Source organism: Serratia sp. TSA_130.1, assembly GCF_052691795.1.
Map to the genome: position 1 here is coordinate 527,681 of NZ_JBQZFS010000002.1, position 26,428 is coordinate 554,108.

The following is a 26,428-nucleotide window of genomic DNA, read 5'->3' on the forward strand; positions in this document are numbered from 1 at the left end:
CAGAGATGACGTTGTCATTGGAACTTCTCGAAGAGCACCGCATGTTCGGCGGCTGGCAACAGCGTTACCGCCACGCGGCGCAGAGCCTGAATTGCAACATGACATTCAGCATCTACCTGCCGCCGCCGCGCGATGACAACCCGCCGCCGGTGTTGTACTGGCTGTCGGGGCTGACCTGCAACGACGAGAACTTCACGTTGAAAGCCGGCGCGCAGCGCATCGCCGCCGAGCTGGGCCTGGTGCTGGTGATGCCGGATACCAGCCCGCGCGGCGACGAGGTGCCGAACGACGAAGGCTACGACCTGGGCCAGGGCGCCGGGTTCTACCTGAACGCCACCCAGGCGCCGTGGGATCGTCACTTCCGCATGTACGACTACATCAGCGCCGAATTGCCGGCGCTGATCGAACAGCACTTCAGCGTCAGCGATCGTCAGTCGATCTTCGGCCACTCGATGGGCGGCCACGGCGCGCTGATGATGGCGTTTCGCAACCCGCAGCGCTTCCGCTCGGTATCGGCCTTCGCGCCGATCGTCAACCCGTGCCAGGTGCCGTGGGGCCGCAAGGCGTTCACCGCTTATCTGGGCAGCGACGAGAGCCAGTGGCTGCAGTACGACAGCTGCCATCTGCTGGCCAGCGGCGCGGAGAAAATGCCGGTCCTTATCGATCAGGGCGACGACGACCAGTTCCTGGCCGATCAGCTGCAGCCGGCGCGGCTGGCCGAACTGGCGCGCCAGCGCGACTGGCCGCTGACGCTGCGCATTCAGCCGGGGTACGATCACAGCTACTTCACCATCGCCACCTTCGTGGAAGATCACCTGCGTTTCCACGCCGAGCACCTGTTCCGCTGATAAAAAAATCCGGGCGGTTTAACCGCCCGGATTTCTTCAAAAGCCATCAATCATCTTCGTGCTAACAATACAGCTTATTGAACGGATAATGGCACTGAGACGTCATTTGAGCCCGTTCAAATATGCGCCATACGTTAAAGCATCACCCCTTCAGTTTCGGATCGAGCGCGTCGCGCAATCCGTCGCCCAACAGGTTGAAGGCCAGCACGGTGATGAATATCGCCAGGCTGGGGAAGATCGCCACGTGCGGCGCGATCACCATATCGGCGCGCGCTTCGTTGAGCATCGCCCCCCACTCCGGCGTCGGCGGCTGGGCGCCCAGCCCCAAAAACGACAGGCTGGCGGCGGTGATGATCGAGGTACCGATGCGCAGGGTGAAATAGACCACGATCGAAGACAGGGTGCCCGGCAGGATGTGCCGCAGGATGATGGTCCAGTCCGAGGCGCCGATGCTGCGCGCCGACTCGATATAGGTCAGGTGCTTCAGCACCAGCGTATTGCCGCGCACCAGGCGGGCGAAGGCCGGAATGCTGAAGATCGCCACCGCGACGATCACGTTGGCCATGCCGCTGCCCATGATCGCCACCACGCCGATCGCCAGCAAAATACCGGGAAACGCGAACAGCACGTCGCAGACGCGCATGGTGAGGCGATCCCACCAGCCCTCATAGTAGCCGGCCAGCAGCCCCAGCAGGGTGCCGATCGCCCCACCCGCCAGCACCGAGAACACCCCGGCCGCCAGCGAAATGCGCGCGCCCATCAGGATGCGGCTGAAAATATCGCGCCCGAGGGAATCTACGCCCAGCCAGTGCACCAGCGAAGGCCCCTCGTTCAGCCGGTCGTAATCGAAATAGTTTTCCGCATCGAACGGCGCCAGATAAGGCGCCAGCAGCGCCGCCGCAATCAGCAGCAGCACCAACAGGCCGGCGACCAGCGCCGCCCGCTGACGGCGAAAACGCCGCCAAAATTCGCCCCACGGCGTGCGTACCGCGTTGGGGTCGATAAGCGGCATCGCCTTCAATGCGGCGCTGCGCCGCCAATGCTTAATCATGCCGCGTCCTCATTGGTAACGAATCGCCGGGTTGATCGCCGCGTACAGCATATCCACCAGCAGGTTGATCAGGATGAACTCCAGCGAGAACAGCAGCACCTCGGCCTGGATCACCGGGTAATCGCGCATTTCCACCGAGTCCACCAGCAAGCGCCCCAGCCCCGGCCAGTTGAACACCTTCTCCACCACGATCGAACCACCGAGCAGGAAGCCGAACTGCAGCCCCATCATGGTCACCACCGGGATCATCGCGTTGCGCAGGCCGTGTTTCATCACCACCACGCTTTCCCGTACGCCCTTGGCGCGCGCGGTGCGCATGTAGTCCTCCTGCAACACCTCGACGAACGAAGCGCGGGTGAAACGCGCCATCACCGCCGCCACCGCCGCCCCCAGGGTTACCGAAGGCAGAATGTAGTGCCGCCAGCTGTCGGCGCCCACCGTCGGCAGCCACCCCAGCTCGACCGAGAACACCTGCATCAGCAGCATGCCGAGCGCAAAGGCCGGGAACGAGATCCCCGATACCGCCAGCGTCATGCCGAGGCGATCCGGCCAACGGTTACGCCACACCGCCGACACCACGCCGATCGCCAGACCGAACGCCACCGCCCACAGCATGCTGGCCACGGTCAGCCAGAAGGTCGGCATAAAGCGCGAGGCGATCTCTTCGCTCACCGGGCGCTTGGACACCATCGAGATACCGAAGTCGCCCCGCAGCGCGTTGACGAAAAAGTGCGCGAACTGCTGCGGCAGCGGCTTATCCAGCCCCAAATCCTTGCGCACCAGCTGCACCACCGCCTCGTCGGCCTCCGGCCCCGCCGCCAGCCGCGCCGGATCGCCCGGCAGCAGGTGGACGAACAGGAACACCAGCACCGCCACGATCAGCAGCGTCGGGATCAGGCCCAGCAGTCGTTTCAGAAAATAATTGAGCATCTCATTCCTTCCCCCGCCCGCCGCCGTCGGGCCGCAGGCGGGGATGGGCGCCTTATTTCAGATCGGCGTTATCAAAGTTGAACGAGGTATCCGGCATCACGTAGAAACCGCTCAGCTGTTTGCTGTTGGCCGACAGCAAGCGTTCGGTCGCCAGGAAGATCCAGGGCGCGTCGGCCCAGATGCGATCCTGCGCGTCCTGATACAATTTCTGCTTCTCGGCGCGATCGGTGGTCGCCAGCGCGTCGGTCAGATCCTTGTCCACCTGCGGGTTACTGTAGAACGCGGTGTTGAACTGCTTCGGCGGCGCCGCCTGGGTGGAGAACAGCGGCGACAGCGCCCAGTCCGCTTCCCCGGTCGAGGCCGACCAGCCGGTGTAGAACAGCCGCACGCCGGTGTCTTTCACCCCGACGCTCTCCACCTGCGCCGCGCGCTGCCCGGCGTCCATCGCCGTCACCGTCACTTTCACCCCCACCTGCGCCAGCTGCTGTTGGGTGAACTGCAGCACTTTCTGCGCGGTGCTGTGGTTGTGGGACGACCACAGCGTTGTGGTGAAGCCGTTCGGGTAGCCGGCCTCTTTCAACAGCTCGCGCGCCTTGGCCGGATCATACGGCCACGGCTTGTAGCGGGCGGCGAAATCGATGGCCGGGGGCACCGGCCCTTCCGCCGGCACCGCATAACCGGCGAACGCCACCTTGATCAGCGCGTCCTTGTTAATCGCGTAGTTGAGCGCCTGGCGCACCTTCGGGTTGTCGAACGGCTTTTGAGTGACGTTCATGCTGATGTAACGCTGCAGGATCGACGGCGCAGCCACCACGTCCAGCTTGGCGTTGCCCTCCAGCACCTTGGCCTGCTCGTAAGGGATCGGGAAGGCGAAGGTCGCCTCGCCGGTCTGCAGCATCGCCGCGCGGGTGTTGTTATCCACCACCGGGCGCCAGGTGATGCTGTCGAGCTTCGGCAGCCCCGGCTGCCAGTAGCCGTCGAACTTCTTCACCTTGACGAAATCGGTCTGGTTCCAGGTCACGAACTGATATGGCCCGGTGCCGACCGGATGGAAACCGATCTCCTTGCCGTATTGCTTCAGCGCCGCCGGGGAGATGATCGCCGCCGCCGGGTGCGCCAGATTGTTGACGAACGCCGAGAACGGCGCCTTCAGCACGATCTTCACCGTATTGGCGTCCACCGCCTCGGTTTTGTCGATCATCTTGAACAGGTTATAGCGCTTGAGGTGGCTGTCCGGGTTGCTGGCGCGATCGAGGTTGATCTTCACCGCTTCGGCGTTGAACGCGGTGCCGTCGTGGAATTTGATGCCCTGGCGCAGTTTGACGGTATAGCTCAAGCCGTCTTTGCTGACCTCATAGCTGTCCGCCAGCACGTTTACCAGCTTCATGTCCTTGTCGAAGCCGAACAGCCCCTGATAGAAAGACTTGGCCACCGCCTGCGACAGCGTGTCGTTGGCGTCGTAAGGATCGAGGGTGGTGAAGTTGGAGGCCACGGCGATCACCGCGTCCTTCGCCGCCCAGACCGGGCCGGTTCCCGCCGCCAGCAGTACGGCGGCCAACAGCGCATTGCGTTTGAATGTGTGCTTCATGTCGCTTGTCTCTCCTGAGGTCTTTAAAAAGCACCGGCGATCGGGTGGCGGGCGACAAAGTGCCCGGCGCCAACCTGCACCAGCGGTGCGGTAACGGGTTCATCGCCCAGCGCGCGCACCGGGCTGGGGATCTCATCGGCCGGCAGCGGCTGCCGTTTGTGGGCGTGAGCGGGATCGGCCACCGGCACCGCCGCCATCAGCTTGCGGGTATAGGGGTGCTGCGGGTTGTCGAACACCGCCTGCCGCGGGCCGATCTCGACAATTTGCCCGAGGTACATCACCGCCACCCGGTGGCTGATGCGCTCCACCACCGCCATGTCGTGTGAAATAAACAGAAAAGCGATGCCGAACTCGCGCTGCAGATCGAGCAGCAGATTGACGATCTGCGCCTGAATCGACACGTCCAGCGCCGAGACCGCCTCGTCGGCGATCACCACTTTCGGGTTCAGCGCCAGCGCGCGCGCGATGCAGATGCGCTGGCGCTGGCCGCCGGAAAATTCGTGCGGGTAGCGGCGCGCATGCTCCGGCTGCAGACCGACGCGTTCCAGCAGCCAGGCCACCCGCCTTTCCGCCTCACGGCCGCGCATCACGTTGTGCACCAGCAGCGGCTCCATGATGGAGAAACCGACCGTCAGGCGCGGATCGAGCGAGGCGTAAGGATCTTGAAAAATGAACTGAATATCGCGCCGCAGGTGCTGCAGCGCCGGCCCCTTCAACCGATCGATTCGCCGCCCGGCGAAGGTGATGGTGCCGCTCTGGCTGTCCACCAGCTTCAGCAAAGAACGCCCGGTGGTGGACTTGCCGCAGCCGGACTCGCCCACCAGCCCCAGCGTCTCGCCGGGGTAAAGATCGAAGCTGACGTTTTCCACCGCGTGCACCCGGCGAGTGACCCGATTGAACAGCCCGCCGCGCAGATCAAAACGCGTGACCAGATGCTCCACCCGCAGGATCGGCGCGGCGTCTGGCGGCACGGTATCCTGCGGCGCGGCATCGCCCTCGCCATCCGGCAGCGGAAACTTCGCCGGCAGCGGCCGATCGGCCATCGCCCCCAGCTTCGGCACTGCCGCCAGCAGCGCCCGGGTATAGGCCTGTTGCGGCGCGGCGAACAGCTCGCGCACCCGATTCTGTTCCACCTGTTCACCACGGCGCATCACCAACACCCGATCGGCGATCTCCGCCACCACGCCCATGTCGTGAGTGATGAAGATCACCCCCATCTGCATCTCCTGTTGCAGCACGCGGATCAGCTGCAGGATCTGCGCCTGAATGGTGACGTCGAGGGCGGTGGTGGGCTCATCGGCAATCAACAGCGCCGGCTTGCAGGAGAGCGCCATGGCGATCATCACCCGCTGGCGCATGCCGCCGGAAAGCTGATGCGGGTAGCGCCCCAACACCTCTTTAGCCTCCGGAATACGCACCAGATCGAGCATGCGCAGCGCCTCCTGGCGCGCGCTGCGGTGGTCCATGCCCTGATGCAAACGCAGCGATTCGGCGATCTGCTCGCCGACCGGAAATACCGGATTGAGCGAGGTCATCGGCTCCTGGAAGATCATCGCCATGTCGGCGCCGCGCACCGTGCGCAGCGTGTGCTGCGAGGCGCGCGCCAAATCGAGCAGCGCGCCGTCGCGCCGGCGCAGCGTCATGGCGCCGCTGACGATACGCCCGCCGCCCTGCTCCACCAGCCGCATCAGCCCCAGCGAAGTGACCGATTTGCCGGAGCCGGACTCGCCGACGATCGCCAGCGTCTCGCCGCGATCGAGATCGAACGACAGGTTGCGCACCGCGTCTACGGTGCCGTCCGCTTGAGGAAAGCTGATGCTCAGATCGCGCACCGTCAGCACCCGCTGCGGCGGCAATGACAGCCCGTCGCCGGCGGGCCGGAATGAAACGTCGGTCATACACCCTCCCGGTGAACGCTTAGCGATAAATCCCGACGGACGGCGCATCGCCGACATAGCCAAAACCGCGGTACATCCCCTCGCTGTTGAACGGCAGCGCGATATTGCCGTGGCGATCGACGGCGATCATGCCGCCGCTGCCGCCCAGCGCCGGCAGCTTCTCCATCACCACCCGATCGCTGGCCTCTTGCAGGCTGAGCCCGCCGTATTCGATCAAGGCGGAGACGTCATAGGCCGCCACGCCGCGCATGAAGATTTCGCCGGTGCCGGTGCTGGAGACCGCCACGGTGGCGTTGTTGGCATAGCAACCGGCGCCGATGATCGGCGTGTCGCCTACCCGCCCGGCCTGCTTGTTGGTCATGCCGCCGGTGGAAGTGGCGGCGGCGAGGTTGCCCAGCGCATCCAGCGCCACCGCACCGACGGTGCCGAATTTGCGATCGGGATCGAGCGGCTCGCCGGCCTGCACCGCGCCGTCGTGATCGAGCAATACCCGCCCCTGCTCCGCCTGGGCGCGGTGCAACTGATCAAAACGTTCTTGGGTAAAGAAGAAGTCGGGAGTAACCATTTCCAGGCCGTGGGCGGCGGCAAACTTCTCGGCGCCTTCGGCGGCAAACAGCACGTGTTCGCTGTTTTCCAGCACCGCGCGCGCCGCCAGCACCGGGTTGCGGACACGGCTGACGCCGGCGACAGCGCCGGCGTCGCAGGTGCGGCCGTCCATCACACAGGCGTCCAGTTCGTGGGTGCCCTGATGGGTAAACACCGAGCCTTTGCCGGCGTTGAACAACGGGCACTCTTCGAGCAGCCGCACCGCTTCGGTCACCGCGTCCAGCGCGCTGCCACCCTGTGCCAATATCGCCTGACCGGCGGCCACGATCTCGGACAGCGCCTGAATGTACTGCCGTTCCTTTTCCGCACTCAGCGCCGCCCGGGTAATTGCGCCCGCGCCGCCATGAATGGCAATCACTGGTTTGCTCATTTGCCTGACACCCTGTGTTAATCCCGCCGTAGCACAGCGAATAAGCTGAGCGCGGTATCATTATTATTCAGTCTTTTTTCGATGCTATTTAGCCCGACTGTGGAAGTACAGCATAACGTCCACGCCCCACTTTTAGCGTAGTCCGCTTAGACCGTTTCGCACCTTGAAATAGCTTATTGGAATAAAAACAGCAGGTTATAAAAAGCAGCAAACCGCTGAGAGTGCGGCTGGGATTATTGGTAATTTCGCGAGAGGAAATAGCGGTATGGGGTCATGAAATAAACGTTCACGCTGAATAATCATTATTTCGACGCCCGGCCTGCCGTTTTTTTCCCGGCCGGGCGAAGATACTCCGCGATTAAAAACCGGAACCGGGTTGCTGTAAAAAGGCCTCTTCTTCCGGCGTGCTGATGCGCCCCAATATCGCATTGCGATGCGGGTAACGGCCGAAACGATCGATGATCGCCTTATGACGCAGTTCGAATTCCAGCTGATCGCCGTTATTGAGCTCGGTATACAACACCAGCGCCTGTTGGTGAATCAGCGGCGATTCCGAATGCATGAACGGCAGATAAAGGAAGCCGCGCTGCTCGCGGCTCAGCCGTTCGCACTCGCCGCTGCGGATCGCCTCCTGCGCCATAATCAACGCCATGCCGTCGCAGGCGAACGACTGCGGCGTGCCGCGGAACAGGTTGCGGCTGAACTGATCCAGCACGATCACCTCCGCCAACCGCCCTTCGATGGTGTCGCGCCAGTGCGCCAGCTCCCCCGCCGCCGCCGCCCGCCAGATTTCGCCGAAACGGCTGTGCAGCAGACGATCGAAATCATCGTCCTTTTTGAACCACATCACCGGTTCGATCTCGTCGAACCAGAACTCGATAACCTGTTTATGCATCATGATTCTCCTCTGTTTTACGCAGTTTATACCCGATCGCCCCAGCGCCGCAGTGCGAAAGATGGCGGGCATAACCCGTTCTCCCCCCCGGCGTTCTCTGCCATAATACCCGCACTTTGTCGCTATCAATGCGCACCCTGATTACGGAGTTCCCCTTATGGATCATTGCCATACTTCCGATCTCATCTCCCTGGAGCAAGCGCTGGAAAAAATGCTCGGGCAGATCGCCCCGCTGCAACAGACCGAATCCGTCGCGCTGACCGCCGCCGCCGGCCGCATCACCGCCGCGCCGGTGGTCTCGCCCCTCGACGTGCCGCCGTTCACCAACTCGGCGATGGACGGCTATGCGGTGCGCCTCGCCGATCTGGCGGCCAATGCGCCGCTGCCGGTCGCCGGGAAAGCCTTCGCCGGCGCGCCGTTCGACGGTGAATGGCCGGCCAACAGCTGCGTGCGCATCATGACCGGCGCGCCGATCCCGGCCGGGGCGGACGCGGTGATCATGCAAGAGCAGGCCGAAGTGAGCGACCAGGGCGTGCGTTTTACCGCCCCGGTAGAAGCCGGCCAGAATATCCGTTTGGCGGGTGAAGACATTCGCCAAGGCGCCAGCGTGTTGCCGGCCGGCGTGAAGCTGGGCGCCGCGCAGCTGCCGCTGCTGGCCTCGCTCGGGGTCGCCGAAGTGCAGGTGATGCGTAAGCTGAAGGTGGCGGTGTTCTCCACCGGCGACGAACTGCAGCCGGTCGGCCAGCCGCTGCAGGCGGGCCAGATCTATGACACCAACCGCTTCGCGGTGCGCCTGATGCTGGAGCAGCTGGGCTGCGACGTGCTCGATCTCGGCATTATCCGCGACGATCGCGATGCGCTGCGCGCCGCCTTCGAACAAGCGGACAGCCAGGCCGACGTAGTGATCAGCAGCGGCGGCGTCTCGGTCGGCGAAGCCGACTACACCAAACAGATGCTCGACGAGCTGGGCCAGGTCAGCTTCTGGAAGCTGGCGATCAAACCCGGCAAACCGTTCGCCTTCGGCAAACTGGGCCACGCCTGGTTCTGCGGCCTGCCGGGCAACCCGGTTTCCGCCGCCCTGACCTTCTACCAACTGGTGCAACCGCTGCTGGCGAAGCTGGCCGGCCACAGCGACTGGCGCCTGCCGCCGCGCTTGCGCGCGCGGGCGCTGACGCCGCTGAAGAAATCGCCGGGCCGCCTCGATTTTCAGCGCGGCGTGTTCAGCAGCAACGCCGCGGGCGAACTGGAGGTGAGCACCACCGGCCACCAGGGCTCGCACGTCTTCAGCTCCTACAGCCAGGGCAACTGTTTCATCGTGCTGGAGCGCGAACGCGGTTCGGTGGCGGCGGGTGAAACGGTGGAGATTGAGCCTTTCAACGCCCTGCTGAGGAGCTGAACATGTTGCCGGAATTGACCGATGCCGAAGCGCTGCGCTACAACCGCCAGATCGTGCTGCGCGGCTTTGACTTCGACGGCCAGGAGAAGCTGAAGGCCGCCCGCGTGCTGATCGCCGGGCTGGGCGGGCTGGGCTGCGCCGCCGCGCCTTATCTGGCGGCAGCCGGGGTCGGCCATCTGGTGCTGGTGGATTTCGACACCGTCTCGCTCTCCAATCTGCAGCGCCAGATCCTGCACCGCGACGATCGCATCGGCCAGAGCAAAGTCGCCTCCGCCAGGCAGGAACTGAGCGCCATCAATCCGCATATCCGCATCGACGCCATCGACGGTCGTCTGGAAGACGATGCGGTTACAGCAGAGATCGCCGCCTGCGATCTGGTGCTGGACTGCACCGATAATGTGGCGGCGCGCGACGCGCTGAACCGCCTGTGCCACGCGCAGCAGAGGCCGCTGGTTTCCGGCGCGGCGATCCGCATGGAGGGCCAGCTCAGCGTGTTCACCTATCAGCCGGGCGAGCCCTGCTACCGCTGCCTGAGCCGGTTGTTCGGCGACAGCGCCCTCACCTGCGTCGAAGCGGGCGTGATGGCGCCGCTGGTCGGCACTATCGGCACCCTGCAGGCGATGGAAGCCATCAAGCTGCTGGCCGAGTATGGTCAACCGCTGCGCGGCAAGCTGTTGATGTTCGATGCGATGAGCATGCAGTTCCGCGAGATGAAACTGCCGAAGGATCCGCACTGCGAGGTGTGCGGCGGAGAATGACGGATAAAAAAAGGGCGGGGTAATTCCCGCCCTGATGCGTTGCCGCGAGGGTTATACGATGCCCTGGCTGCGCAGATAGTCTTCGTAGTTGCCGGTAAAGTCGATCACCTTGTTCGGGGTGATTTCCAGAATACGCGTCGCCAGCGAGCTGACGAACTCACGGTCGTGGGAGACGAAGATCAGCGTGCCTTCGTACATCTCCAGCGCCATGTTCAGCGATTCGATGGATTCCATATCCAGGTGGTTGGTCGGTTCGTCCATCACCAGAATATTTGGGCGCTGCATCATCAGCTTGCCGAACAGCATGCGACCCTTCTCACCACCGGACAGCACCTTCACTTTCTTCTTGATGTCGTCCTGGCTGAACAGCAGACGGCCCAGCACGCTGCGCACCGCCTGCTCGTCGTCTTTTTCCTGCTTCCACTGGCTCATCCAGTCGAACACGGTCAGGGTGTCGTCGAACTCGTATTCGTGATCCTGCGCGTAGTAACCGATACGGGCGTTTTCCGACCATTTCACGGTGCCGCTGTCCGGCTGTGCGTCGCCCACCAGCGTTTTCAGCAGGGTGGTTTTACCGATGCCGTTGGCGCCCAGCACCGCGACCTTCTCGCCCACTTCCACCATCAGGTTCAGCTTGCTGAACAACGGGCCTTCATCGAAGCCCTTGGTGAGCGCTTCCACTTCCAGCGCATTACGGAACAGCTTCTTGTCCTGCTCGAAGCGGATGAACGGGTTCTGGCGGCTGGAGGCTTTCACCTCTTCCAGCTGGATCTTGTCGATCTGGCGAGCGCGCGAGGTGGCCTGCTTGGATTTGGAGGCGTTGGCGCTGAAGCGGCTGACGAACGATTGCAGCTCATTGATCTGCGCCTTCTTCTTGGCGTTGTCCGCCAGCAGACGCTCGCGCGCCTGGGTGGCGGCGGTCATGTATTCGTCGTAGTTGCCCGGGTAAACGCGCAGTTCGCCGTAGTCCAGATCCGCCATGTGGGTGCAGACCATGTTCAGGAAGTGACGGTCGTGCGAGATGATGATCATGGTGCTGTTGCGCTCGTTGAGCACGTTTTCCAGCCAGCGAATGGTGTCGATGTCCAGGTTGTTGGTCGGTTCGTCGAGCAGCAGGATTTCCGGATCGGAGAACAGCGCCTGCGCCAGCAACACGCGCAGCTTCCAGCCCGGCGCGATTTCGCTCATCGGGCCATAGTGCTGCTCAACCGGAATACCGACGCCAAGCAGCAGTTCGCCGGCGCGCGCTTCGGCGCTGTAGCCGTCCATTTCGCCGTAGGCCACTTCCAGATCGGCCACTTTATAGCCGTCTTCTTCGCTCATCTCCGCCAATGCGTAGATGCGGTCGCGCTCTTCCTTCACCGCCCACAGTTCGGTGTGGCCCATGATCACGGTATCCAGCACGCTGTACTGCTCAAAGGCGAACTGATCCTGACGCAGTTTACCCAGGCGCTCGTTCGGATCGAGGAACACGTTGCCGCCGCTCGGCGCCAGATCGCCGCCGAGGATTTTCATAAAGGTGGACTTGCCGCAGCCGTTGGCGCCGATCAGGCCGTAACGGTTGCCGCCGCCGAATTTGACAGAGATGTTTTCAAACAACGGCTTACTGCCGAACTGCATGGTGATGTTGTTAGTGCTTAACACAGCGCTCGCTCTTTATACATAGGGAATGTGATTTGGCGCGCATTATGCCACAACGGGGTGCAGAGATCGCGGGAAGTTTCGGTGACATTTTGAGCGGCGCCTACGGCATCCGATCCTTTTCGCAGGCGGCATAGCTGAATTAACGCGGCGGGAACTTCGCGGCAATCATCGCCGCCGTCGGCTGCACGCCGCCCAGGCTCCATTGTTCGGGCGCATGTTCATCGATTCGGACCCAAACCGACTGCCTGAACGCCGGATCGCCTCGCCCTTCTATCTCTACCAGCAGTTCGGTAATGCGGGACAGCAACTCGCTTTTTTGCCGTTCATCCAGCATGCCTTTCACCGTTTGCACATTAACAAATGGCATTATACTCTCCTTGAATATAGATAAGTCTAAAAACAAGACTTAGATTAGCGAAGGAAAATGCCCATGTCAAAATCTCCCGATCTCCCTACCGTTTCTCTTGCCCTGTGCGGGCTGGCGCAGGCCGCGGATCTGCTTGGCGATCGCTGGACGTTACTGATCCTGCGCGAGTCATTCTACGGCGTCCGCCGTTTTGAAGAGCTGCGCGAGAATATCGGTGCTTCACGCCAGGCGTTGAGCAACCGTCTGAATGCCATGGTAGAACAAGAACTGTTGGCCAAACGCGCTTACCGGGAGCCGGGCGAGCGCGAACGACATGAATATGTCTTGACGGACAAGGGGCGCAGCCTGGGGCCTATCCTGGTTGCGCTGATGGCATGGGGCCACCGGCATATTCTGCATGACAGCCCCCACGTTCAACTGGTGGATAAACGCAGCGGGCTGCCGGTGCAGCTGGCATTTATCGATGCGCAGGCGCACGTAGTGCCTGAAGACGCGCTGCAAATGTCGGCCGTTGAGCTCCCCCCGGCCTGACTTACCCATTCTGGTCTACGCTTGATACCAGACTGATTTAGGACAAGGATGCTGAACCATGCCACACCTCTATAACACCGCGCTGCTGATCGGCGCCGCGCTGAGCGCCATCGCCGCCCTGCTGCATATTTGGGTGATCGCCGCCGGGCCGCGCGGCTATCGACTGTGCGGCGCCGGCGATCGCTTCATTAAGGCGGCGGAAGCGGGTAAAAAGTTCCCGGCCGTCGTCACCGCCGGCATCGCGCTGGTGCTGTTTATTTGGGCGCTTTACGCGCTGTCCGGCGCGGGCCTGATCGCGCCGCTGCCGCTGCTACGGCCCGCGCTGTTTATTATCACCTTTATCTACCTGCTACGCGGCGTCGCCGGCCCTTTCGCCCTGCGCGATACCGGCCGCAGCCAACGCTTCATCGTCGTCAGCTCGCTGATTTGCCTCGGCTTCGGGCTGGTGCATCTGCTGGGGATGACGCAGCGCTGGAGTGCGTTGGCGTAACGCCCTGTTCCTGCAAGACGGCGATAAACGCCTGCGCGGCGGCGCTGCGGTAAGCGCCTTGGCGCTGCAGCAATACCGCCTGACGGGCCGGCATGGCGTTGGCCAGCGCCACCTTTTTCAACTGCCGGTTCTCGCGCGCAATCGCGGCCGGCAACAGCGTGGCGAGCTGCCCGCGCCGCACGATCTCGACGATGGCGCCCAGCGCATTGGCCTCCACCGCCACCTGCGGCCGAAACCCCAACTGCGTGCAGTAGCGATCGATAAACTGCCGCGTGGCGAAGTCGCCACTCAACAAGGCCAGCGGCAGATGTCGCCACTCCGCCAGCGTCAGCGGCTGGCGCCGCGCCGCCAGGGGATGTTCAGCGCCGACCATCAGCTCCAGCGTCTCGCTGAACAACACCGAGGCTTCCACCTCCACCGACTGCGCCATCTCAAAGGCAATCCCCAGATCCAGCCGATCCTGCGCCAGCAACGCCTCGATCCGTTCTTGCGCCATCTCCTCAATGCTCAGCGTAATCCCCGGGTAGCGGCGATAGAACGCATCGATCGTCGGCCCCACCAGATAGGCGGTGAACGTCGGGGTCATCGCCAGCCGCAAATGGCCGCGCGCCAGCGTCGCCACGTCATGGATCGCCCGCGCGCCGGCGTCCAGATCCTGCAGCGCCAGGCGAGCATAGCGCATCCAGGCCTCACCGGCGTCGGTCAGCTGCACCCTTCTGCCGCTGCGATCGAACAGCGGCGCTCCCAGCGCATCCTCCAACTGTTTGATCTGTTGGGAGAGCGTCGGTTGCGAGACGTGCAGCGCTTCGGCGGCGCGGGTGAAATTGCCCTGTTCGGCAACGGCCAGAAAATATCGGATATGTCGCAGCAGCATAGCGCCCCAGCTATTAGTAAAACCTATAGCCAGCATTATAAATGGGTCTTAGACCCTATAGCCAGAAGCGTTCATCATGCCGTCATCGCTTACCCCCTAGGGAGAAAGACAATGAAAGAGGTGATTGAAGGCTTCCTGAAGTTTCAGCGCGAAGCCTTTGTTGAACGCACGGCGCTGTTTCAGCGGCTGGCGACCCGCCAAAATCCGCGCACGCTGTTTATTTCGTGTTCCGACAGCCGCCTGGTGCCGGAGCTGGTCACCCAGCGCGAGCCGGGCGATCTGTTCGTTATCCGCAACGCCGGTAACATCGTGCCGTCTTTCGGCCCCGAACCCGGCGGGGTTACCGCCTCGGTCGAGTACGCCGTCGCTGTGCTGGGCGTGGAAGATATCGTGATCTGTGGCCATTCCGACTGCGGCGCGATGACCGCCATCGCCACCTGCCAGTGTCTGGATCACCTGCCGACGGTCGCCGGCTGGCTGCGTTACGCCGATTCCGCCAAGGCGGTCAATCAGGCTTATCCGCACGCCTCTGACGAAGCCCGGGTCGCGTCGATGGTGCGCGAGAACGTCATCGCCCAACTCAACAACATCAAAACGCACCCTTCCGTCGCGCTGGCACTGGATCAGGGCCGCCTGGCGCTGCACGGCTGGGTCTATGACATCGCCAGCGGCGCTATCGAGGCGCTGGACGGCGAAACCCGCCGCTTCGTACCACTCGCCACCCACCCCGAGGTGACCGCCACCCCGGCGATCGCCCGTTTTTAAGCCGACAATAAGGAGCTAACATGACACACTCTCTGCATAACGCCGCCCCGCGCGAAGCGCTCACCGACACCATCATGGCCGCCAAAATTCGCCATAACCTGACGTTCGAAGCGCTGGCCGAGGGCACCGGTCTCAGCCTGGCGTTCGTCACCGCCGCGCTGCTCGGGCAGCATGCGCTGCCGGAACCGGCGGCGCGCACGGTAGCGACCAAGCTGGGGCTGGACGAAGAGGCGGTGCTGCTGCTGCAAACCATCCCGCTGCGCGGCAGCATTCCCGGCGGCGTGCCGACCGATCCGACCATTTATCGCTTCTATGAAATGCTGCAGGTTTACGGTTCCACGCTGAAAGCGCTGGTGCACGAGCAGTTCGGCGACGGCATCATCAGCGCCATCAACTTCAAGCTGGATATCAAAAAGGTCGCCGATCCGGAAGGCGGCGAACGCGCGGTGATCACCCTGGACGGCAAATACCTGCCGACCAAGCCTTTCTAATTGGCCTTTCGCCGGCGGCCTGCGTCGCCGGCAAATTGACAGCCAACCGGCCATTGGCTACATTATCTGCGCTGAAACGCCACCCTGGCGTTTTTCACTGCCCGAGGCCTGTATGTTGGAGATTGTAACCACCCGATAGTCGCTTCCTTGCCGTATGGCGAGGGACTCTGACGTATCCGACGCGCGTTTGCGCGGGGATGCGCGTATCTGGGGTTATTACAGGATCTCCCAACATGAACATTTCCAAAGCGGAACAACGCGTGCTGCACGTGTTGGCCAAAGGCGGCTATATCGCCTTCACCCGCAACGACGCCGGTCGCGTCACCCACGTCGAATGCTACACCCGCGAAGGGCTCGGCCTGGCCGACTGCTCGCTGGCCGTCTTCACCAAGCTCAAAACCAAACGCCTGATCCTCTCTCGCCAGGGGCGCCCTTATCGCGTCACCTTCGCCGGGCTCAAGGCCGTGCGTGCGCAGCTGGATAACCGCTAATCATCGATACCGGCCGGGCAGGCAGCCCGGTCGGTTCAGCCTTATTTAATCAGGATACAACCATGGACATTACTTTACGCCACGAAACGCCGGCCGACGTCGGCGCCATCGCCACCCTGACCGCCGCCGCGTTCCTGCATGCCGAACACAGCAGCCACACCGAGCAGTTTATCGTTAATGCGCTGCGCGCGGCGGGAGCCCTCACCCTGTCGCTGCTCGCCGAGCAAAATGGCACACCGATCGGGCACGCGTCCGTCTCGCCGGTCGCACTCAGCAACGGCGCCGCCGGGTGGTACGGGCTGGCGCCGGTGTCGGTGCTGCCGGCCTGTCAGAGCCAGGGGATCGGCAGCCGGCTGATCCGCCAGTTGCTGGCCGAGCTGCAGGAACGCGGCGCCGCAGGCTGCGTGGTGCTGGGCGATCCGAACTATTACGGCCGTTTCGGCTTCCAGGCGCAGACCGCGCTGACCCTGCCGGGCGTGCCGCAAGACTACTTCCGCGCCATTGCCTTCCAGGGCACGCTGCCGTGTGCGGAGGTCGCCTTCCACAACGCGTTTAACGCCGAATCCTAACCCTGTTGCCGGCGCCGTCATGGCGCCGGTTTTCAGTCCCGTTCGCCATAACGCAAGACGGTCATCCCTTCCTCTTCCGCCGGGGGAACAAAGTACTGTGCCAGGCGCTCAAACTCCGCTTCGCTCAGTGTAAACGGGTGCTCGCCGCGCGCGTTTCTCAGCGTTATCCGGCTCAGGCACTGCGCATGGCTGACGTCGAGAAAATGCAGGCAGTGCGCGACGCCGGCCTCCTCCGCCAACGCTTTGGCCCAGCGCCGCCTGTCCGGCGTATTCATCGGGAAATCGAGCGCCACGGACCAGCCGCCGCGCAGCAGCTGAACGAGGTGCCCGCCCAGCGCCCGCCGTAACCGTTCGGAACAGCGCGCATAGTCTTGCAGGCTGGCCATCTCCTGTTCATACAGCGTCGCCAGCCACGCATCTTCGACCAGCAACAGCGTTTGCGGTTGCTGCGCCAAACGCTGCGCCAACGTCGATTTGCCTGCGCCGGCCTTGCCGCACATCAGGTGTAAAACTGCAGGGTAGGTTTTCATGCCGTTCTCCGGTCGTTGCCGGAAGGGGATAAAAAAACCCGCCTTGCCGGTGGGTTTTTTATTGGCGACACACGCGCTATCCCACCACACGAAGCATGGTGATAATAATTTGCGCGAATGGGCGATAGGATCTTTTCATAACTAAGGAATATGACAACCGTGCGCCGTTGTCAATTCGCCGTCATCACTCCCTGTTCTCGCACAAACTCGGTGAATAAACTCACTTTCTGCTGCACATGCCGGCGCGTCGGGTAAACCGCGAAGACCTGATGCGCTTCGGCAATCTGTTCAGGGAACAGCCGCACCAGCCTACCGGCGGCGATTTCGGGATCCGCCACGAACGACGGCAGCGAACCGATGCCCAGTCCCGCCACCAGCATGTCCCGCAGCATCAGGCTGTTGTTGGCGATCAATCGGGGAGTGAACGTCACGCTCAGGCTCTCCTCGCCGGCGGTGAACTGCCACTGCCCCGGCCTTTCCGCCAGGGAATAGGCCAGACAACTGTGACGCGGCAAGTCATTCGGCGTTTGCGGCACGCCGTGCTGCGCCAAATAGCCGGGTGCGGCGCAAATTCGCTGGTGCACTTCACCCAGTGCCCGGGCACTGAGGGAAGAATCCGGCAGCCGTCGGCGAATGCGCAAGGAAATGTCGAAACCGGCCGCCACCACGTCCAATACCCTGTCGTCCAGCGTCAGTTCCACCTGCAGCTGCGGGTAGCGTTGCATAAACGGCGGCAGCAGCGGCGACAGCACCGTCAGGCCGAACGAGAGCGGCGCATTGACCCGCAGCGTGCCGGAGACCTGCTGCGCACTGGCTGCAACCGTCTGCTCCAGCGCGTCAAACTCGCCAAGCAACCGACAGGCTTCCTGGTAATAGAGCTGCCCGGCTTCGGTCAGGCTCATGCTGCGGGTGGTGCGCACCAGCAACAATGTCCCCAACCGGTTCTCCAACTGCTTAATCTGCTTGCTCAACGCCGCCGGCGTGATCGCCAGATCCTCCGCCGCCTTATAAAAACTGTTGCGCTCAACCACGCGGCGAAAGGCGCGCATCGTCAGTAGCACGTCCACATTATGTCCTATTGGTTAATTATAAATTCAATAAAACACAGATTATTAACCTCAACAACCTCAGTAGACTTTATTCAACCGCTTCCCTGAGTGGGAAGTGAATTTAATCTACTGATAATCATGGAGTTAATAATGAAAAAGACCCTGTTCGCCCTGATGCTCGGCCTGAGCGCCGCCGCCGCCCCCGTCGCCGCGTTGGCGCAATCCCCCGCCGCCGACAGCCGCCAGACGGGTTATGTGCAACCGCTGACCGCCGACAACAGCCTGTTGCTGCTGGTCGATCTGCAGGACATGTTCGGCATGACCATTTCCTCTATCGATCAAACCAATCTGGTGAATAACGCCGCCGGCATCGCCAAGGCCGCCAAGGTGTTCAACGTGCCGACCATTCTGGCCTCGGCCAACGCCAAAAGCTTCGCCGGGCCGGTATTCCAGCAGGTGACGCAGGCACGTCCGGATCTGCAGGTGTACGATCGCACCGCCATCAACGTCTGGCAGGATCGGCGCGTAGTGGATCTGATTAAACAATCCGGCCGCAAGAAAATCATCATCGGCGGATTGTGGACCGCCAGCTGCGTGATGCTGCCGGCACTGTCCGCTCTGGGCGAGGGGTATGAGGTTTATATCCTGTCGGACGTCACCGGCGACATTACGCCAGACAGCCAAAACAACGCCATGCAGCGCCTGATACAGGCGGGCGCCACGCCCATCAACTGGGTGGCGTTGATGCTGGAATGGCAGCAGGACTGGAGCCGCAAAGCCACGGCGGGAGGCGTATTGCAGATCGCCCGCGACCACGGCGCCGCCTGGGGGATGGGCGCCCGTTACGCCGGGGCGATGAAGGTGGGCAGCGAGGCGAAATAAGCGGGTGAAAGCCCGCCGGCGGCGGGCTTTTTCTCAGGTACGGTGATAACAACGGCTATCCTGTGGCGCCTGGTCGCGGCTCTCCAGCCCGTAGTCCCGCACCACTTCCGCCACCCGCAGCCGATACTGCGCCAACACCTCGCCACGGCCGCGCGCCTGCGCCGCCCGGTGCTGTTCGAGATTGCGCCACTGCTGCACCGCCGCTTCGTCGCGCCAAAAAGAGAGCGACAACAAGCGCGCAGGATCGGCCAGGCTTTGAAAGCGCTCGATGGAAATGAATCCGTCGATCTGCGCCAGCAGCGGCTTCAGCGCCGCCGCCAACTCCAGGTAGGTATCGCGCTGCCCATCGGCGGCCTGCAGTTCAAAAATCACGGCGATCATTATCTTCTCCTCTCAACGGTAAAATTACGGTACGCGCGCAGGGTAAGAATGGCGCCACTGCACCGGTTTCAACGCCCGCTCATCAATATCCAGCGAATACGGCCGCACAGCACCAAAGTGCGATGACCACAGGCTAGCAATGGACGCACAGCCATACTTCGTCTAACCTCGAAGTATGTATAACATCGAGATAGAAGATCGTTTAGCGGCGCTGAGCGCCGCCATCGCCGACCGCACCCGGGCGCGCATGCTGTGCCTGTTGATGGACGGGCGCGCCTACACCGCCACCGAGCTCAGCGCGGCGGTCGAGGTCGCCCCGTCCACCGCCAGCGCACATCTGGCGAAGCTGCTGGAGCAGCAGTTGATTGCCTGTGTCAAACAGGGGCGCTATCGCTATTTCCGACTGGCCGGGCAACCGGTGGCCGCAGCGCTGGAAGGCCTGATGGCGCTGGCGGGCGTGCCGCGCCCGTCGCTGAAAAGCCGCACGCCCACCTCGCTGCAATATGCTCGCACCTGCTACGACCATATGGCGGGCGAGGTGGCGGTGAAGCTGCACGATCGGCTGCATGCGCTGAACTGGCTGACCGGCGAGGCAGACTACCGGTTAAGCGACATCGGTCAGGCCGCGCTGGCGCGGCTGGGCGTCGATTGCTCCCCCGCGCCCACCCGCCGCCGCTTCGCCTGCGGCTGCCTGGATTGGAGCGAACGCCGATCTCACCTCGGCGGCGCGCTGGGCGCCGCGCTGTTAGCCGCCTTTATCCAACGCGGCTGGATCCTTCGCCGGCTCGACAGCCGCGAGCTGCAGCTGACCCCCGCCGGTAAAAAAGCGCTGGCCGCACATTTTGACCTCACGGTGTAACCCGGCGACAGGGTAGTTTTACTGCAATACTCTAGGGGTACGCTTAAGCGACCCCGCCAACCCGAGGAGTTTCCATGCTCGATTCCACCCAATTCCCGATCGTCAAACGCTGGCCGGCTCAGCATCCAGAACGGCTGCAGCTCTACTCTCTGCCGACGCCGAACGGCGTCAAAGTCTCCATCATGCTGGAGGAGATCGGCCTGCCTTATGAAGCGCACCTGATCGACATCGGCAACAACGAAACCTGGACGCCGGAATTCCTGGCGCTGAACCCGAACGGCAAGATCCCGGCGATCATCGATCCCGATGGCCCCGGCGGCCGGCCGCTGCCGCTGTTCGAATCCGGCGCCATTCTGCTCTACCTGGCGGAAAAGAGCGGCCGTTTCCTGCCGCAGGACCCGGCGCAGCGTTACGAAACCATTCAATGGGTGTTCTTCCAGATGGCCGCCGTCGGCCCGATGTTCGGCCAGCTCGGTTTCTTCCATAAATTCGCCGGGCGCGAATATGAAGACAAGCGGCCGCTGGAGCGCTACAAAAACGAATCGAAACGCCTGCTCGGCGTGCTGGAAACGCGACTTGAAGGCCGCGACTGGATCATGGGCGCGGAGTACACCATCGCCGATATCTCGCTGCTGGGTTGGGTGCGCAACCTGATCGGCTTCTATGAGGCGCGCGAACTGGTGGAGTTCGACAGTTTCCCTCGCGTCGCGCAGTGGCTGGAGCGCGGTCTGGCGCGCCCGGCGGTGCAGCGTGGGCTCGCTATCCCGGCGCGCGCGGCCTGAGCGTCAAACGGGATGGCCGCCGGGCCGTCCCGCCTTCCGCTGTCATAAAATTGTCATCCCTCTGCTCTACTCTCCTTTCGTAACAATTTGATGTTATTTACATTGTTGTATTACGACAAGGAGCTTACCCCATGCAACCTGCTGTATCCCTGATCGCCGGCGCCGTACTGTCCGCCCTGCTCTGTTCCTCCGCCATCGCGGCGGAAACCTCGGCCAATGCCGATGGCCTGACCGATCGCGCCGCGCGCGGCAACCTCGTCGAACCGGGCGGCGCCCGCCGTCTGGCCGGCGATCAGACCACCGCGCTGAAGGCATCGCTGTCGGACAAAACGGCGAAAAACGTGATCCTGCTGATCGGCGACGGCATGGGGGATTCCGAGATCACCGCCGCGCGCAACTACGCCGAAGGCGCAGGCGGTTACTTCAAGGGCATCGACGCCCTGCCGCTGACCGGACAATACACCCATTACTCGCTGGACAGGAAAACCCACAAGCCGGACTACGTGACCGACTCCGCCGCCTCCGCCACCGCCTGGGCCACCGGGGTGAAAACCTATAACGGCGCGCTCGGCGTGGACGTGAACGGCAAGGATCAACCGACGCTGCTGGAGATCGCCAAGGCGGCCGGCAAGGCCACCGGCAACGTCTCCACCGCCGAGTTGCAAGACGCCACGCCGGCGGCGCTGGTCTCGCACGTCATCTCACGCAAGTGCTATGGGCCGGAGGAAACCAGCGAGAAATGCGCCGCTAACGCGCTGGAAAATGGCGGCCGTGGCTCCATCACCGAACAACTGCTGAAAACCCGCGCCGACGTCACGCTGGGCGGCGGCGCGAAATCGTTCAACCAGCTGGCAAAAAGCGGCGAATGGCAAGGAAAATCGCTGAAGGACCAGGCGGCGGCGCAGGGTTATCAGTGGGTAAGCAACGCCGACGAACTGCAGGCCGTTACCCTCGCCAACCAGCAAAAACCGCTGCTGGGGCTGTTCGCCGACGGCAATATGCCGGTGCGTTGGCTGGGGCCGAAAGCCAGCTACCATGGCAACCTCGACAAACCGGCAGTGACCTGCGAAAACAACCCGGCGCGCACCGCCGCCACGCCAACGCTGGCGGCGATGACCGAAAAAGCGATCGCGCTGTTGAAAGACAACCCGAACGGCTTCTTCCTGCAGGTAGAGGGCGCGTCGATCGATAAACAGGATCACGCCGCCAACCCGTGCGGGCAGATTGGCGAAACCGTCGATCTGGACGAAGCGGTACAAAAAGCGCTGGCCTTCGCCCGCGCCGACGGCAACACGCTGGTGATCGTCACCGCCGACCACGCGCACGCCAGCCAGATCGTCTCCGCCGACGCCAAAGCGCCGGGCCTGACCCAAAAGCTGACCACCAAGGACGGCGCGCCGATGACCCTCAGCTACGGCAACTCTGAAGAGGAATCTCAGGGACACACCGGCACCCAGCTGCGCGTCGCGGCCTACGGCCCGCACGCCGCCAACGTAGTGGGCCTGACCGATCAGACCGATCTGTTCTTCACCATGCGCGATGCGATGGGTATCAAGTAACCGCCCCCTGAACGATGGCCGCCCGCCACGGCGGCCATTTATTATTGGTTACCGCTAGGTATTTGCAATTTAACCGCAATTATTGTGTGATAACGAAATAACGTCTAATTACGCGGCAATTAACCCATGAAAATAACGCGGTTATACGGCCTTTCTTCCCTCTCTGTTTATTCCTGCGACAGCAACCGGCCGTTTTTTGCTTATATTCATTTTTTTTAGTTACAAAAGTAGTTTTTAACATTCTCGCAAACAATAATACCCCGCCAGTAACGTGAACCGATCAATTTGCATCCGGACGGCCTGCAATAGTTCACTTTTCGTTAAAAACCCTATTAACAAAAAGGCATTATCGCTGCCTATCGGCTCACGCCGGGCGGTCGGCTTCATTATTTTCCAGGGTAACTCCCGCTAAATTCTTTCACCTGCAATGAGTAGAATTTACACACAAGAGATTTAATTCAATGAGAAAATTACTCGTCCTGATTTTCAGTCTCAGCCTGTTTAGCGTTACGCAGCAGGCGGCGGCTGAAGAGAAGAATAAAACCGTCGACGTGGTGTTGATCGGCGGCGGCATCATGAGCGCCACCTTGGGTACCTATCTGCATGAGCTGGAGCCGACCTGGACCATCGACATGTACGAGCGCATGAACGGCGTGGCGGAAGAGAGCTCCAACGGCTGGAACAACGCCGGTACCGGCCACTCCGCCTTCAGCGAAATGAACTACACGCCGGAAAAAGCCGATGGCACCATCGACATCAGCAAGGCGGTGAAGGTCAACGAGTCTTTCGAAATCTCTCGCCAGTTCTGGTCTTATCAGGTGAAAAACAATGTCCTGAAAGATCCGAAATCTTTCATTAACAGCGTGCCGCACATGAGCTTCGTGTGGGGCGACGACAACGTCAACTTCCTGCGTAAACGCTATGCGGCGCTGCAGCACAGCACCCTGTTCCGCGGCATGGAATACTCCGAAGATCCTGCGCAGATCAAGCAGTGGGCGCCACTGGTGATGAACGGCCGCGATCCGGCGCAGAAAATCGCCGCGACCCGCATGCCGCTGGGTACCGACGTCAACTTCGGCGTGATCACCCACCAGCTGGTTGACGCGCTGAGCGCCAGCGACAAGTTCAAGCTGAACCTGAGCCACGAAGTGCGCGACATCAAGCGCAACGCCGACCAGACCTGGAGCGTGACCGTTGCCGATCTGAACCGCGACGGCAAAGAAACCACCGTTAACGCCAAGTTCGTGTTCATCGGCGCAGGCGGCGCGTCCCTGACCCTGCTGCAGAAGTCCGGCATCCCAGAAGCCGACGGCTACGGCGGCTTCCCGGTCGGCGGCCAGTTCCTGGTCACCACCAACCCGGAGATCGCCAACCAGCACCTGGCCAAAGTGTATGGCCTGGCCAGCGTAGGTTCACCGCCGATGTCCGTGCCTCACCTGGATACCCGCATGCTGGACGGCAAGCGCGTGCTGTTGTTCGGGCCGTTCGCCACCTTCTCCAGCAAGTTCCTGAAGAACGGTTCGCTGTTCGATCTGATGCACTCGCTGAGCACCTCGAACCTGATGCCGATGACCCACGTCGGTCTGGATAACTTCGATCTGGTGAAATACCTGGTCGGCCAGCTGATGATGAACGACGACGACCGCTTCGCCGCGCTGAAAGAGTACTTCCCGGACGCCAAGCAGGAAGACTGGAAGCTGTGGACCGCGGGCCAACGCGTACAGATCATCAAGAAAGATGCGGATAAAGGCGGCGTGCTGCAGTTCGGCACCGAAGTCGTCAGTTCTGAAGACGGCAGCATCGCCGCTCTGCTGGGTGCTTCGCCGGGCGCTTCTACCGCTGCGCCGATCATGCTGCATCTGATGGAAACCGTGTTCAAAGACAAAGTGGCGACGCCGGAATGGCAGAGCAAGCTGAAAGAGATCATCCCGTCTTACGGCCACAAGCTGAACGGCGATATCGAGATGACCAACAAGATCCGCGGTTACACCAGCAGCGTGCTGGGTCTGAACTACATTGAAGTGAAACCGGAAACTAACTGATTCCCCGTGGTTTCCTGCTGACAAGGCCGCTTTATGCGGCCTTTTTTCTATACCCCTGCCGCTCAAAGAGCATTTTTGGCCACCTATTTACCCCCGGTTTACCCTTGCGTAACGGCGTAGTCACGCCTATTATCAAAGTATATTCTTGGATAATTAAGCTAAGTCACTGTGACCTGAATGTCGTTTTTGCGGGAGAACTAAAACCATGGATCGCGTCAATATCATTCACGATTTACTAGACTGGATTGAAACTCATCTGGACCAACCGCTGCTGCTGGATAACGTCGCCGCCAAGTCAGGCTACTCCAAATGGCACCTGCAGCGCATGTTCCGCAGCACCACCGGCCACGCGCTCGGCAGCTATATCCGCGAGCGGCGCCTGTCGCAGGCGGCGCAGGCGCTGCGCTCCACCCCACGCCCGATCCTGGATATCGCCCTGCAATACCACTTCGATTCTCAGCCGTCGTTCTCGCGCGCCTTCAAGAAACAGTTCGGCAAGACCCCGGCGGTGTATCGCCGCACCACCCGCTGGGATGTCGCGGAGTGGCCGGCGCAGCCGGCGCAGACGCAGACTGAGCAACACCGCGACGCCCCCGCCTTACCGCGCTGGTTTGCCGGCAAACTGCCGGAAGGCGTATGCACCAGCTGGATGGGGCTGCGTTAATCCTCATGGTAAAGGCACAAAAAAGGGTTCAGTTCGCGAGAACTGAACCCTTTCTTTATTGACGAGACACCGAATTATTTGAAGGTGACGTCAATATTCGCCGATGCGCTGAACGGCCCCACTTTCGGGTTGGTGCTCAACCATTTCAGGCTGGCCATAAAGTTCTTTTCAACGATGGTGCCGTTGACCAGGCCCAGATCGACCGGACTGTTCATCATGATCGGCGTATTCGGCGTCGCCGCCTGCGAGATCAAAATCCCGAAACCGCTGTCGCTGGTCGGCAGGATCACGCTGTTATCCTGCAGTGGATAGGTGGTGCTGAAGCTGGCCTGCAGCGTCTCCCCCTGGCAGTCCTGTCCGGTCGTCGGATCGGACATATTGGCGGCCACCGAGAACGGTACCTGTTTCTCGATTTTACCCACCACCGCATTCTGACGCGGGATAGTACCGAAATTCACCGTCGAACCGTTGTTGGCCACCACGGTGATTTTTGGGTTGCAGGAAATAAACTGAATGTTGCCCAGCCCGGAAATGTAGGCGTTAAAGTTACTGTTCGGCGTGCCGTTCAAGCCGCCGACGCCATCAACCTGAAATACCGAGTACGAGTTGTTGTCGTTGATCTTGCCGCCGGCCGGCGGCGCCTTGCCGGTTGCTTTAATGTAGATGGCGTAAGACACGGTTACCGTCAGCGATCTGGCCGGAGACAAACAACGGCTGCCCGAACGGCGACATTCCGTGCCGGGACCGACGTCCTGACGTGCGCCTTTAGTCGGTTTGACATCAATCCCCTGATAAGTGACACCCACTTCGATCGAATTATGGATCTGACTCATCCGGGACTGCGGATCCCAGTACAGGTAGGCGTTCTCCCCTTTCGGGTTGTTCCAGTCATCCGTACATTGGAAGGTCGAAGTAAAAGTCTGCGAACGCCACAGCAACGCGCCCGGCGCGGTGTTGGCGGTCGACACCTTGATGGCTTTATCCAGCACGATATCCTGGCGAATGCTGCCGTTCTGCTTACAAGACAGCGCATAGCTGCTCTGAGAAAACGCGCCCAGCGTGACCAGCAGCCCAGCCGCCAACCCGAGATTCTTGTGCTTTAACAAAGAAGACATATC

The 26,428-nt window shown here is 61.8% G+C and carries 28 protein-coding genes; 15 read left to right on the top strand and 13 right to left on the bottom strand.

What is annotated here, in order from left to right; genetic code table 11:
* Positions 1-5 precede the first annotated feature (5 nt).
* The gene (fghA, locus tag ACUTQY_RS09160) at positions 6-848 is read left to right on the top strand and encodes an S-formylglutathione hydrolase (protein WP_015377214.1); all 843 of its coding nucleotides are present in this window, start codon (positions 6-8) and stop codon (positions 846-848) included.
* Between the two features lie 142 nt (positions 849-990).
* Here the strand turns inward: fghA and gsiD are convergent, their stop codons facing one another.
* The 6 genes from gsiD to ACUTQY_RS09190 all read right to left on the bottom strand — a co-directional run bounded on the left by gsiD (position 991) and on the right by ACUTQY_RS09190 (position 8,186).
* A complete protein-coding gene (gene gsiD / locus ACUTQY_RS09165; protein WP_169539470.1) occupies positions 991-1,899 on the bottom strand; it encodes a glutathione ABC transporter permease GsiD in 909 nt (302 codons plus the stop codon).
* A gap of 9 nt (positions 1,900-1,908) precedes the next feature.
* Positions 1,909-2,829: a glutathione ABC transporter permease GsiC gene (gene gsiC / locus ACUTQY_RS09170; protein WP_019454429.1), complete on the bottom strand. Its 921-nt coding sequence runs from the start codon at positions 2,827-2,829 to the stop codon at positions 1,909-1,911.
* Positions 2,830-2,881: 52 nt separating this feature from the next.
* On the bottom strand, positions 2,882-4,417 hold the full coding sequence (gene gsiB, locus ACUTQY_RS09175; protein WP_060659741.1) for a glutathione ABC transporter substrate-binding protein GsiB: 1,536 nt from the start codon (positions 4,415-4,417) through the stop codon (positions 2,882-2,884).
* A gap of 23 nt (positions 4,418-4,440) precedes the next feature.
* Entirely contained in the window at positions 4,441-6,315 is a 1,875-nt protein-coding gene (locus ACUTQY_RS09180) for a dipeptide ABC transporter ATP-binding protein (RefSeq protein WP_046686700.1), read from the bottom strand.
* Positions 6,316-6,334: 19 nt separating this feature from the next.
* Positions 6,335-7,291 carry an isoaspartyl peptidase/L-asparaginase family protein gene (locus ACUTQY_RS09185; RefSeq protein ID WP_033642434.1) on the bottom strand — a complete coding sequence of 319 codons (957 nt, stop codon included), beginning with the start codon at positions 7,289-7,291 and terminating at the stop codon, positions 6,335-6,337.
* A 358-nt stretch (positions 7,292-7,649) separates the two neighbouring features.
* Positions 7,650-8,186: a DUF924 family protein gene (locus ACUTQY_RS09190; RefSeq protein ID WP_033642433.1), complete on the bottom strand. Its 537-nt coding sequence runs from the start codon at positions 8,184-8,186 to the stop codon at positions 7,650-7,652.
* Positions 8,187-8,343: 157 nt separating this feature from the next.
* Between ACUTQY_RS09190 and moeA the strand changes: the two genes are divergently transcribed.
* On the top strand, positions 8,344-9,582 hold the full coding sequence (moeA, locus tag ACUTQY_RS09195) for a molybdopterin molybdotransferase MoeA (RefSeq protein ID WP_033642432.1): 1,239 nt from the start codon (positions 8,344-8,346) through the stop codon (positions 9,580-9,582).
* Positions 9,583-9,584: 2 nt separating this feature from the next.
* Entirely contained in the window at positions 9,585-10,340 is a 756-nt protein-coding gene (moeB, locus tag ACUTQY_RS09200) for a molybdopterin-synthase adenylyltransferase MoeB (protein WP_033642431.1), read from the top strand.
* Positions 10,341-10,391: 51 nt separating this feature from the next.
* Here moeB and ACUTQY_RS09205 read toward each other — a convergent pair whose 3' ends face one another.
* Positions 10,392-11,984, bottom strand: coding sequence for an ABC-F family ATPase (locus tag ACUTQY_RS09205; RefSeq protein ID WP_033642430.1), 1,593 nt, complete (start codon positions 11,982-11,984; stop codon positions 10,392-10,394).
* Between the two features lie 139 nt (positions 11,985-12,123).
* Positions 12,124-12,351, bottom strand: a complete 228-nt coding sequence (locus ACUTQY_RS09210) for a tautomerase family protein (protein WP_033650586.1) — start codon at positions 12,349-12,351, stop codon at positions 12,124-12,126.
* A gap of 63 nt (positions 12,352-12,414) precedes the next feature.
* Here ACUTQY_RS09210 and ACUTQY_RS09215 point away from each other — a divergent pair, with 63 nt between their 5' ends.
* On the top strand, positions 12,415-12,882 hold the full coding sequence (locus ACUTQY_RS09215) for a winged helix-turn-helix transcriptional regulator (RefSeq protein ID WP_033642428.1): 468 nt from the start codon (positions 12,415-12,417) through the stop codon (positions 12,880-12,882).
* A 58-nt stretch (positions 12,883-12,940) separates the two neighbouring features.
* A complete protein-coding gene (locus tag ACUTQY_RS09220; RefSeq protein WP_019454439.1) occupies positions 12,941-13,372 on the top strand; it encodes a hypothetical protein in 432 nt (143 codons plus the stop codon).
* Here the strand turns inward: ACUTQY_RS09220 and cynR are convergent.
* Positions 13,296-14,246: a transcriptional regulator CynR gene (gene cynR, locus ACUTQY_RS09225; RefSeq protein ID WP_046686699.1), complete on the bottom strand. Its 951-nt coding sequence runs from the start codon at positions 14,244-14,246 to the stop codon at positions 13,296-13,298. The genes ACUTQY_RS09220 and cynR overlap by 77 nt on opposite strands.
* A 111-nt stretch (positions 14,247-14,357) precedes the next feature.
* Here cynR and ACUTQY_RS09230 point away from each other — a divergent pair, with 111 nt between their 5' ends.
* The 4 genes from ACUTQY_RS09230 (at position 14,358) to ACUTQY_RS09245 (ending at position 16,562) form a co-directional block, all read left to right on the top strand.
* The gene (locus ACUTQY_RS09230) at positions 14,358-15,011 is read left to right on the top strand and encodes a carbonic anhydrase (RefSeq protein WP_042784023.1); all 654 of its coding nucleotides are present in this window, start codon (positions 14,358-14,360) and stop codon (positions 15,009-15,011) included.
* Positions 15,012-15,031: 20 nt separating this feature from the next.
* A complete protein-coding gene (gene cynS, locus ACUTQY_RS09235) occupies positions 15,032-15,502 on the top strand; it encodes a cyanase (protein ID WP_042784021.1) in 471 nt (156 codons plus the stop codon).
* Positions 15,503-15,735: 233 nt separating this feature from the next.
* Positions 15,736-15,993 carry a YjhX family toxin gene (locus ACUTQY_RS09240; RefSeq protein ID WP_004939031.1) on the top strand — a complete coding sequence of 86 codons (258 nt, stop codon included), beginning with the start codon at positions 15,736-15,738 and terminating at the stop codon, positions 15,991-15,993.
* A gap of 62 nt (positions 15,994-16,055) precedes the next feature.
* Positions 16,056-16,562 (top strand): GNAT family N-acetyltransferase, encoded by a 507-nt coding sequence (locus ACUTQY_RS09245; protein WP_046686698.1) that lies wholly within the window; start codon positions 16,056-16,058, stop codon positions 16,560-16,562.
* A gap of 32 nt (positions 16,563-16,594) precedes the next feature.
* Here ACUTQY_RS09245 and ACUTQY_RS09250 read toward each other — a convergent pair whose 3' ends face one another.
* Both ACUTQY_RS09250 and ACUTQY_RS09255 read right to left on the bottom strand, forming a co-directional pair.
* On the bottom strand, positions 16,595-17,092 hold the full coding sequence (locus ACUTQY_RS09250) for an AAA family ATPase (RefSeq protein WP_046686697.1): 498 nt from the start codon (positions 17,090-17,092) through the stop codon (positions 16,595-16,597).
* Positions 17,093-17,262: 170 nt separating this feature from the next.
* Complete coding sequence (locus tag ACUTQY_RS09255; RefSeq protein WP_046686696.1) at positions 17,263-18,159, bottom strand: LysR family transcriptional regulator; 897 nt, start codon at positions 18,157-18,159, stop codon at positions 17,263-17,265.
* Between the two features lie 132 nt (positions 18,160-18,291).
* Here ACUTQY_RS09255 and ACUTQY_RS09260 point away from each other — a divergent pair, with 132 nt between their 5' ends.
* Complete coding sequence (locus ACUTQY_RS09260) at positions 18,292-19,023, top strand: isochorismatase family protein (protein WP_084710284.1); 732 nt, start codon at positions 18,292-18,294, stop codon at positions 19,021-19,023.
* Between the two features lie 33 nt (positions 19,024-19,056).
* Here ACUTQY_RS09260 and ACUTQY_RS09265 read toward each other — a convergent pair whose 3' ends face one another.
* On the bottom strand, positions 19,057-19,404 hold the full coding sequence (locus ACUTQY_RS09265) for an antibiotic biosynthesis monooxygenase family protein (protein WP_046686695.1): 348 nt from the start codon (positions 19,402-19,404) through the stop codon (positions 19,057-19,059).
* 175 nt (positions 19,405-19,579) lie between these two features.
* On the opposite strand from ACUTQY_RS09265, the gene ACUTQY_RS09270 reads away from it, so the two are divergent.
* From ACUTQY_RS09270 to ACUTQY_RS09290, 5 genes are all read left to right on the top strand, one after another.
* Positions 19,580-20,263: an ArsR/SmtB family transcription factor gene (locus ACUTQY_RS09270; protein WP_046686694.1), complete on the top strand. Its 684-nt coding sequence runs from the start codon at positions 19,580-19,582 to the stop codon at positions 20,261-20,263.
* A gap of 74 nt (positions 20,264-20,337) precedes the next feature.
* Positions 20,338-21,045 carry a glutathione S-transferase N-terminal domain-containing protein gene (locus ACUTQY_RS09275; protein WP_033642416.1) on the top strand — a complete coding sequence of 236 codons (708 nt, stop codon included), beginning with the start codon at positions 20,338-20,340 and terminating at the stop codon, positions 21,043-21,045.
* A 131-nt stretch (positions 21,046-21,176) separates the two neighbouring features.
* A complete protein-coding gene (phoA, locus tag ACUTQY_RS09280; protein ID WP_046686693.1) occupies positions 21,177-22,604 on the top strand; it encodes an alkaline phosphatase in 1,428 nt (475 codons plus the stop codon).
* Between the two features lie 461 nt (positions 22,605-23,065).
* Positions 23,066-24,646 carry a malate:quinone oxidoreductase gene (locus tag ACUTQY_RS09285; RefSeq protein ID WP_046686692.1) on the top strand — a complete coding sequence of 527 codons (1,581 nt, stop codon included), beginning with the start codon at positions 23,066-23,068 and terminating at the stop codon, positions 24,644-24,646.
* A gap of 205 nt (positions 24,647-24,851) precedes the next feature.
* Positions 24,852-25,310 carry a helix-turn-helix domain-containing protein gene (locus tag ACUTQY_RS09290; protein WP_046686691.1) on the top strand — a complete coding sequence of 153 codons (459 nt, stop codon included), beginning with the start codon at positions 24,852-24,854 and terminating at the stop codon, positions 25,308-25,310.
* Positions 25,311-25,384: 74 nt separating this feature from the next.
* Here the strand turns inward: ACUTQY_RS09290 and ACUTQY_RS09295 are convergent, their stop codons facing one another.
* A complete protein-coding gene (locus tag ACUTQY_RS09295) occupies positions 25,385-26,425 on the bottom strand; it encodes a fimbrial protein (protein ID WP_033642412.1) in 1,041 nt (346 codons plus the stop codon).
* Positions 26,426-26,428 lie beyond the last annotated feature (3 nt).

Bases quoted from the DNA above. Each gene is read 5' to 3' on its own strand.
- fghA (WP_015377214.1), top strand. From the start codon at position 6: ATGACGTTGTCATTGGAACTTCTCGAAGAGCACCGCATGTTCGGCGGC.
- gsiD (WP_169539470.1), bottom strand. From the start codon at position 1,899: ATGATTAAGCATTGGCGGCGCAGCGCCGCATTGAAGGCGATGCCGCTT.
- gsiC (WP_019454429.1), bottom strand. From the start codon at position 2,829: ATGCTCAATTATTTTCTGAAACGACTGCTGGGCCTGATCCCGACGCTG.
- gsiB (WP_060659741.1), bottom strand. From the start codon at position 4,417: ATGAAGCACACATTCAAACGCAATGCGCTGTTGGCCGCCGTACTGCTG.
- ACUTQY_RS09180 (WP_046686700.1), bottom strand. From the start codon at position 6,315: ATGACCGACGTTTCATTCCGGCCCGCCGGCGACGGGCTGTCATTGCCG.
- ACUTQY_RS09185 (WP_033642434.1), bottom strand. From the start codon at position 7,291: ATGAGCAAACCAGTGATTGCCATTCATGGCGGCGCGGGCGCAATTACC.
- ACUTQY_RS09190 (WP_033642433.1), bottom strand. From the start codon at position 8,186: ATGCATAAACAGGTTATCGAGTTCTGGTTCGACGAGATCGAACCGGTG.
- moeA (WP_033642432.1), top strand. From the start codon at position 8,344: ATGGATCATTGCCATACTTCCGATCTCATCTCCCTGGAGCAAGCGCTG.
- moeB (WP_033642431.1), top strand. From the start codon at position 9,585: ATGTTGCCGGAATTGACCGATGCCGAAGCGCTGCGCTACAACCGCCAG.
- ACUTQY_RS09210 (WP_033650586.1), bottom strand. From the start codon at position 12,351: ATGCCATTTGTTAATGTGCAAACGGTGAAAGGCATGCTGGATGAACGG.
- ACUTQY_RS09215 (WP_033642428.1), top strand. From the start codon at position 12,415: ATGTCAAAATCTCCCGATCTCCCTACCGTTTCTCTTGCCCTGTGCGGG.
- ACUTQY_RS09220 (WP_019454439.1), top strand. From the start codon at position 12,941: ATGCCACACCTCTATAACACCGCGCTGCTGATCGGCGCCGCGCTGAGC.
- cynR (WP_046686699.1), bottom strand. From the start codon at position 14,246: ATGCTGCTGCGACATATCCGATATTTTCTGGCCGTTGCCGAACAGGGC.
- ACUTQY_RS09230 (WP_042784023.1), top strand. From the start codon at position 14,358: ATGAAAGAGGTGATTGAAGGCTTCCTGAAGTTTCAGCGCGAAGCCTTT.
- cynS (WP_042784021.1), top strand. From the start codon at position 15,032: ATGACACACTCTCTGCATAACGCCGCCCCGCGCGAAGCGCTCACCGAC.
- ACUTQY_RS09240 (WP_004939031.1), top strand. From the start codon at position 15,736: ATGAACATTTCCAAAGCGGAACAACGCGTGCTGCACGTGTTGGCCAAA.
- ACUTQY_RS09245 (WP_046686698.1), top strand. From the start codon at position 16,056: ATGGACATTACTTTACGCCACGAAACGCCGGCCGACGTCGGCGCCATC.
- ACUTQY_RS09250 (WP_046686697.1), bottom strand. From the start codon at position 17,092: ATGAAAACCTACCCTGCAGTTTTACACCTGATGTGCGGCAAGGCCGGC.
- ACUTQY_RS09260 (WP_084710284.1), top strand. From the start codon at position 18,292: ATGAAAAAGACCCTGTTCGCCCTGATGCTCGGCCTGAGCGCCGCCGCC.
- ACUTQY_RS09265 (WP_046686695.1), bottom strand. From the start codon at position 19,404: ATGATCGCCGTGATTTTTGAACTGCAGGCCGCCGATGGGCAGCGCGAT.
- ACUTQY_RS09270 (WP_046686694.1), top strand. From the start codon at position 19,580: ATGTATAACATCGAGATAGAAGATCGTTTAGCGGCGCTGAGCGCCGCC.
- ACUTQY_RS09275 (WP_033642416.1), top strand. From the start codon at position 20,338: ATGCTCGATTCCACCCAATTCCCGATCGTCAAACGCTGGCCGGCTCAG.
- phoA (WP_046686693.1), top strand. From the start codon at position 21,177: ATGCAACCTGCTGTATCCCTGATCGCCGGCGCCGTACTGTCCGCCCTG.
- ACUTQY_RS09285 (WP_046686692.1), top strand. From the start codon at position 23,066: ATGAGAAAATTACTCGTCCTGATTTTCAGTCTCAGCCTGTTTAGCGTT.
- ACUTQY_RS09290 (WP_046686691.1), top strand. From the start codon at position 24,852: ATGGATCGCGTCAATATCATTCACGATTTACTAGACTGGATTGAAACT.
- ACUTQY_RS09295 (WP_033642412.1), bottom strand. From the start codon at position 26,425: ATGTCTTCTTTGTTAAAGCACAAGAATCTCGGGTTGGCGGCTGGGCTG.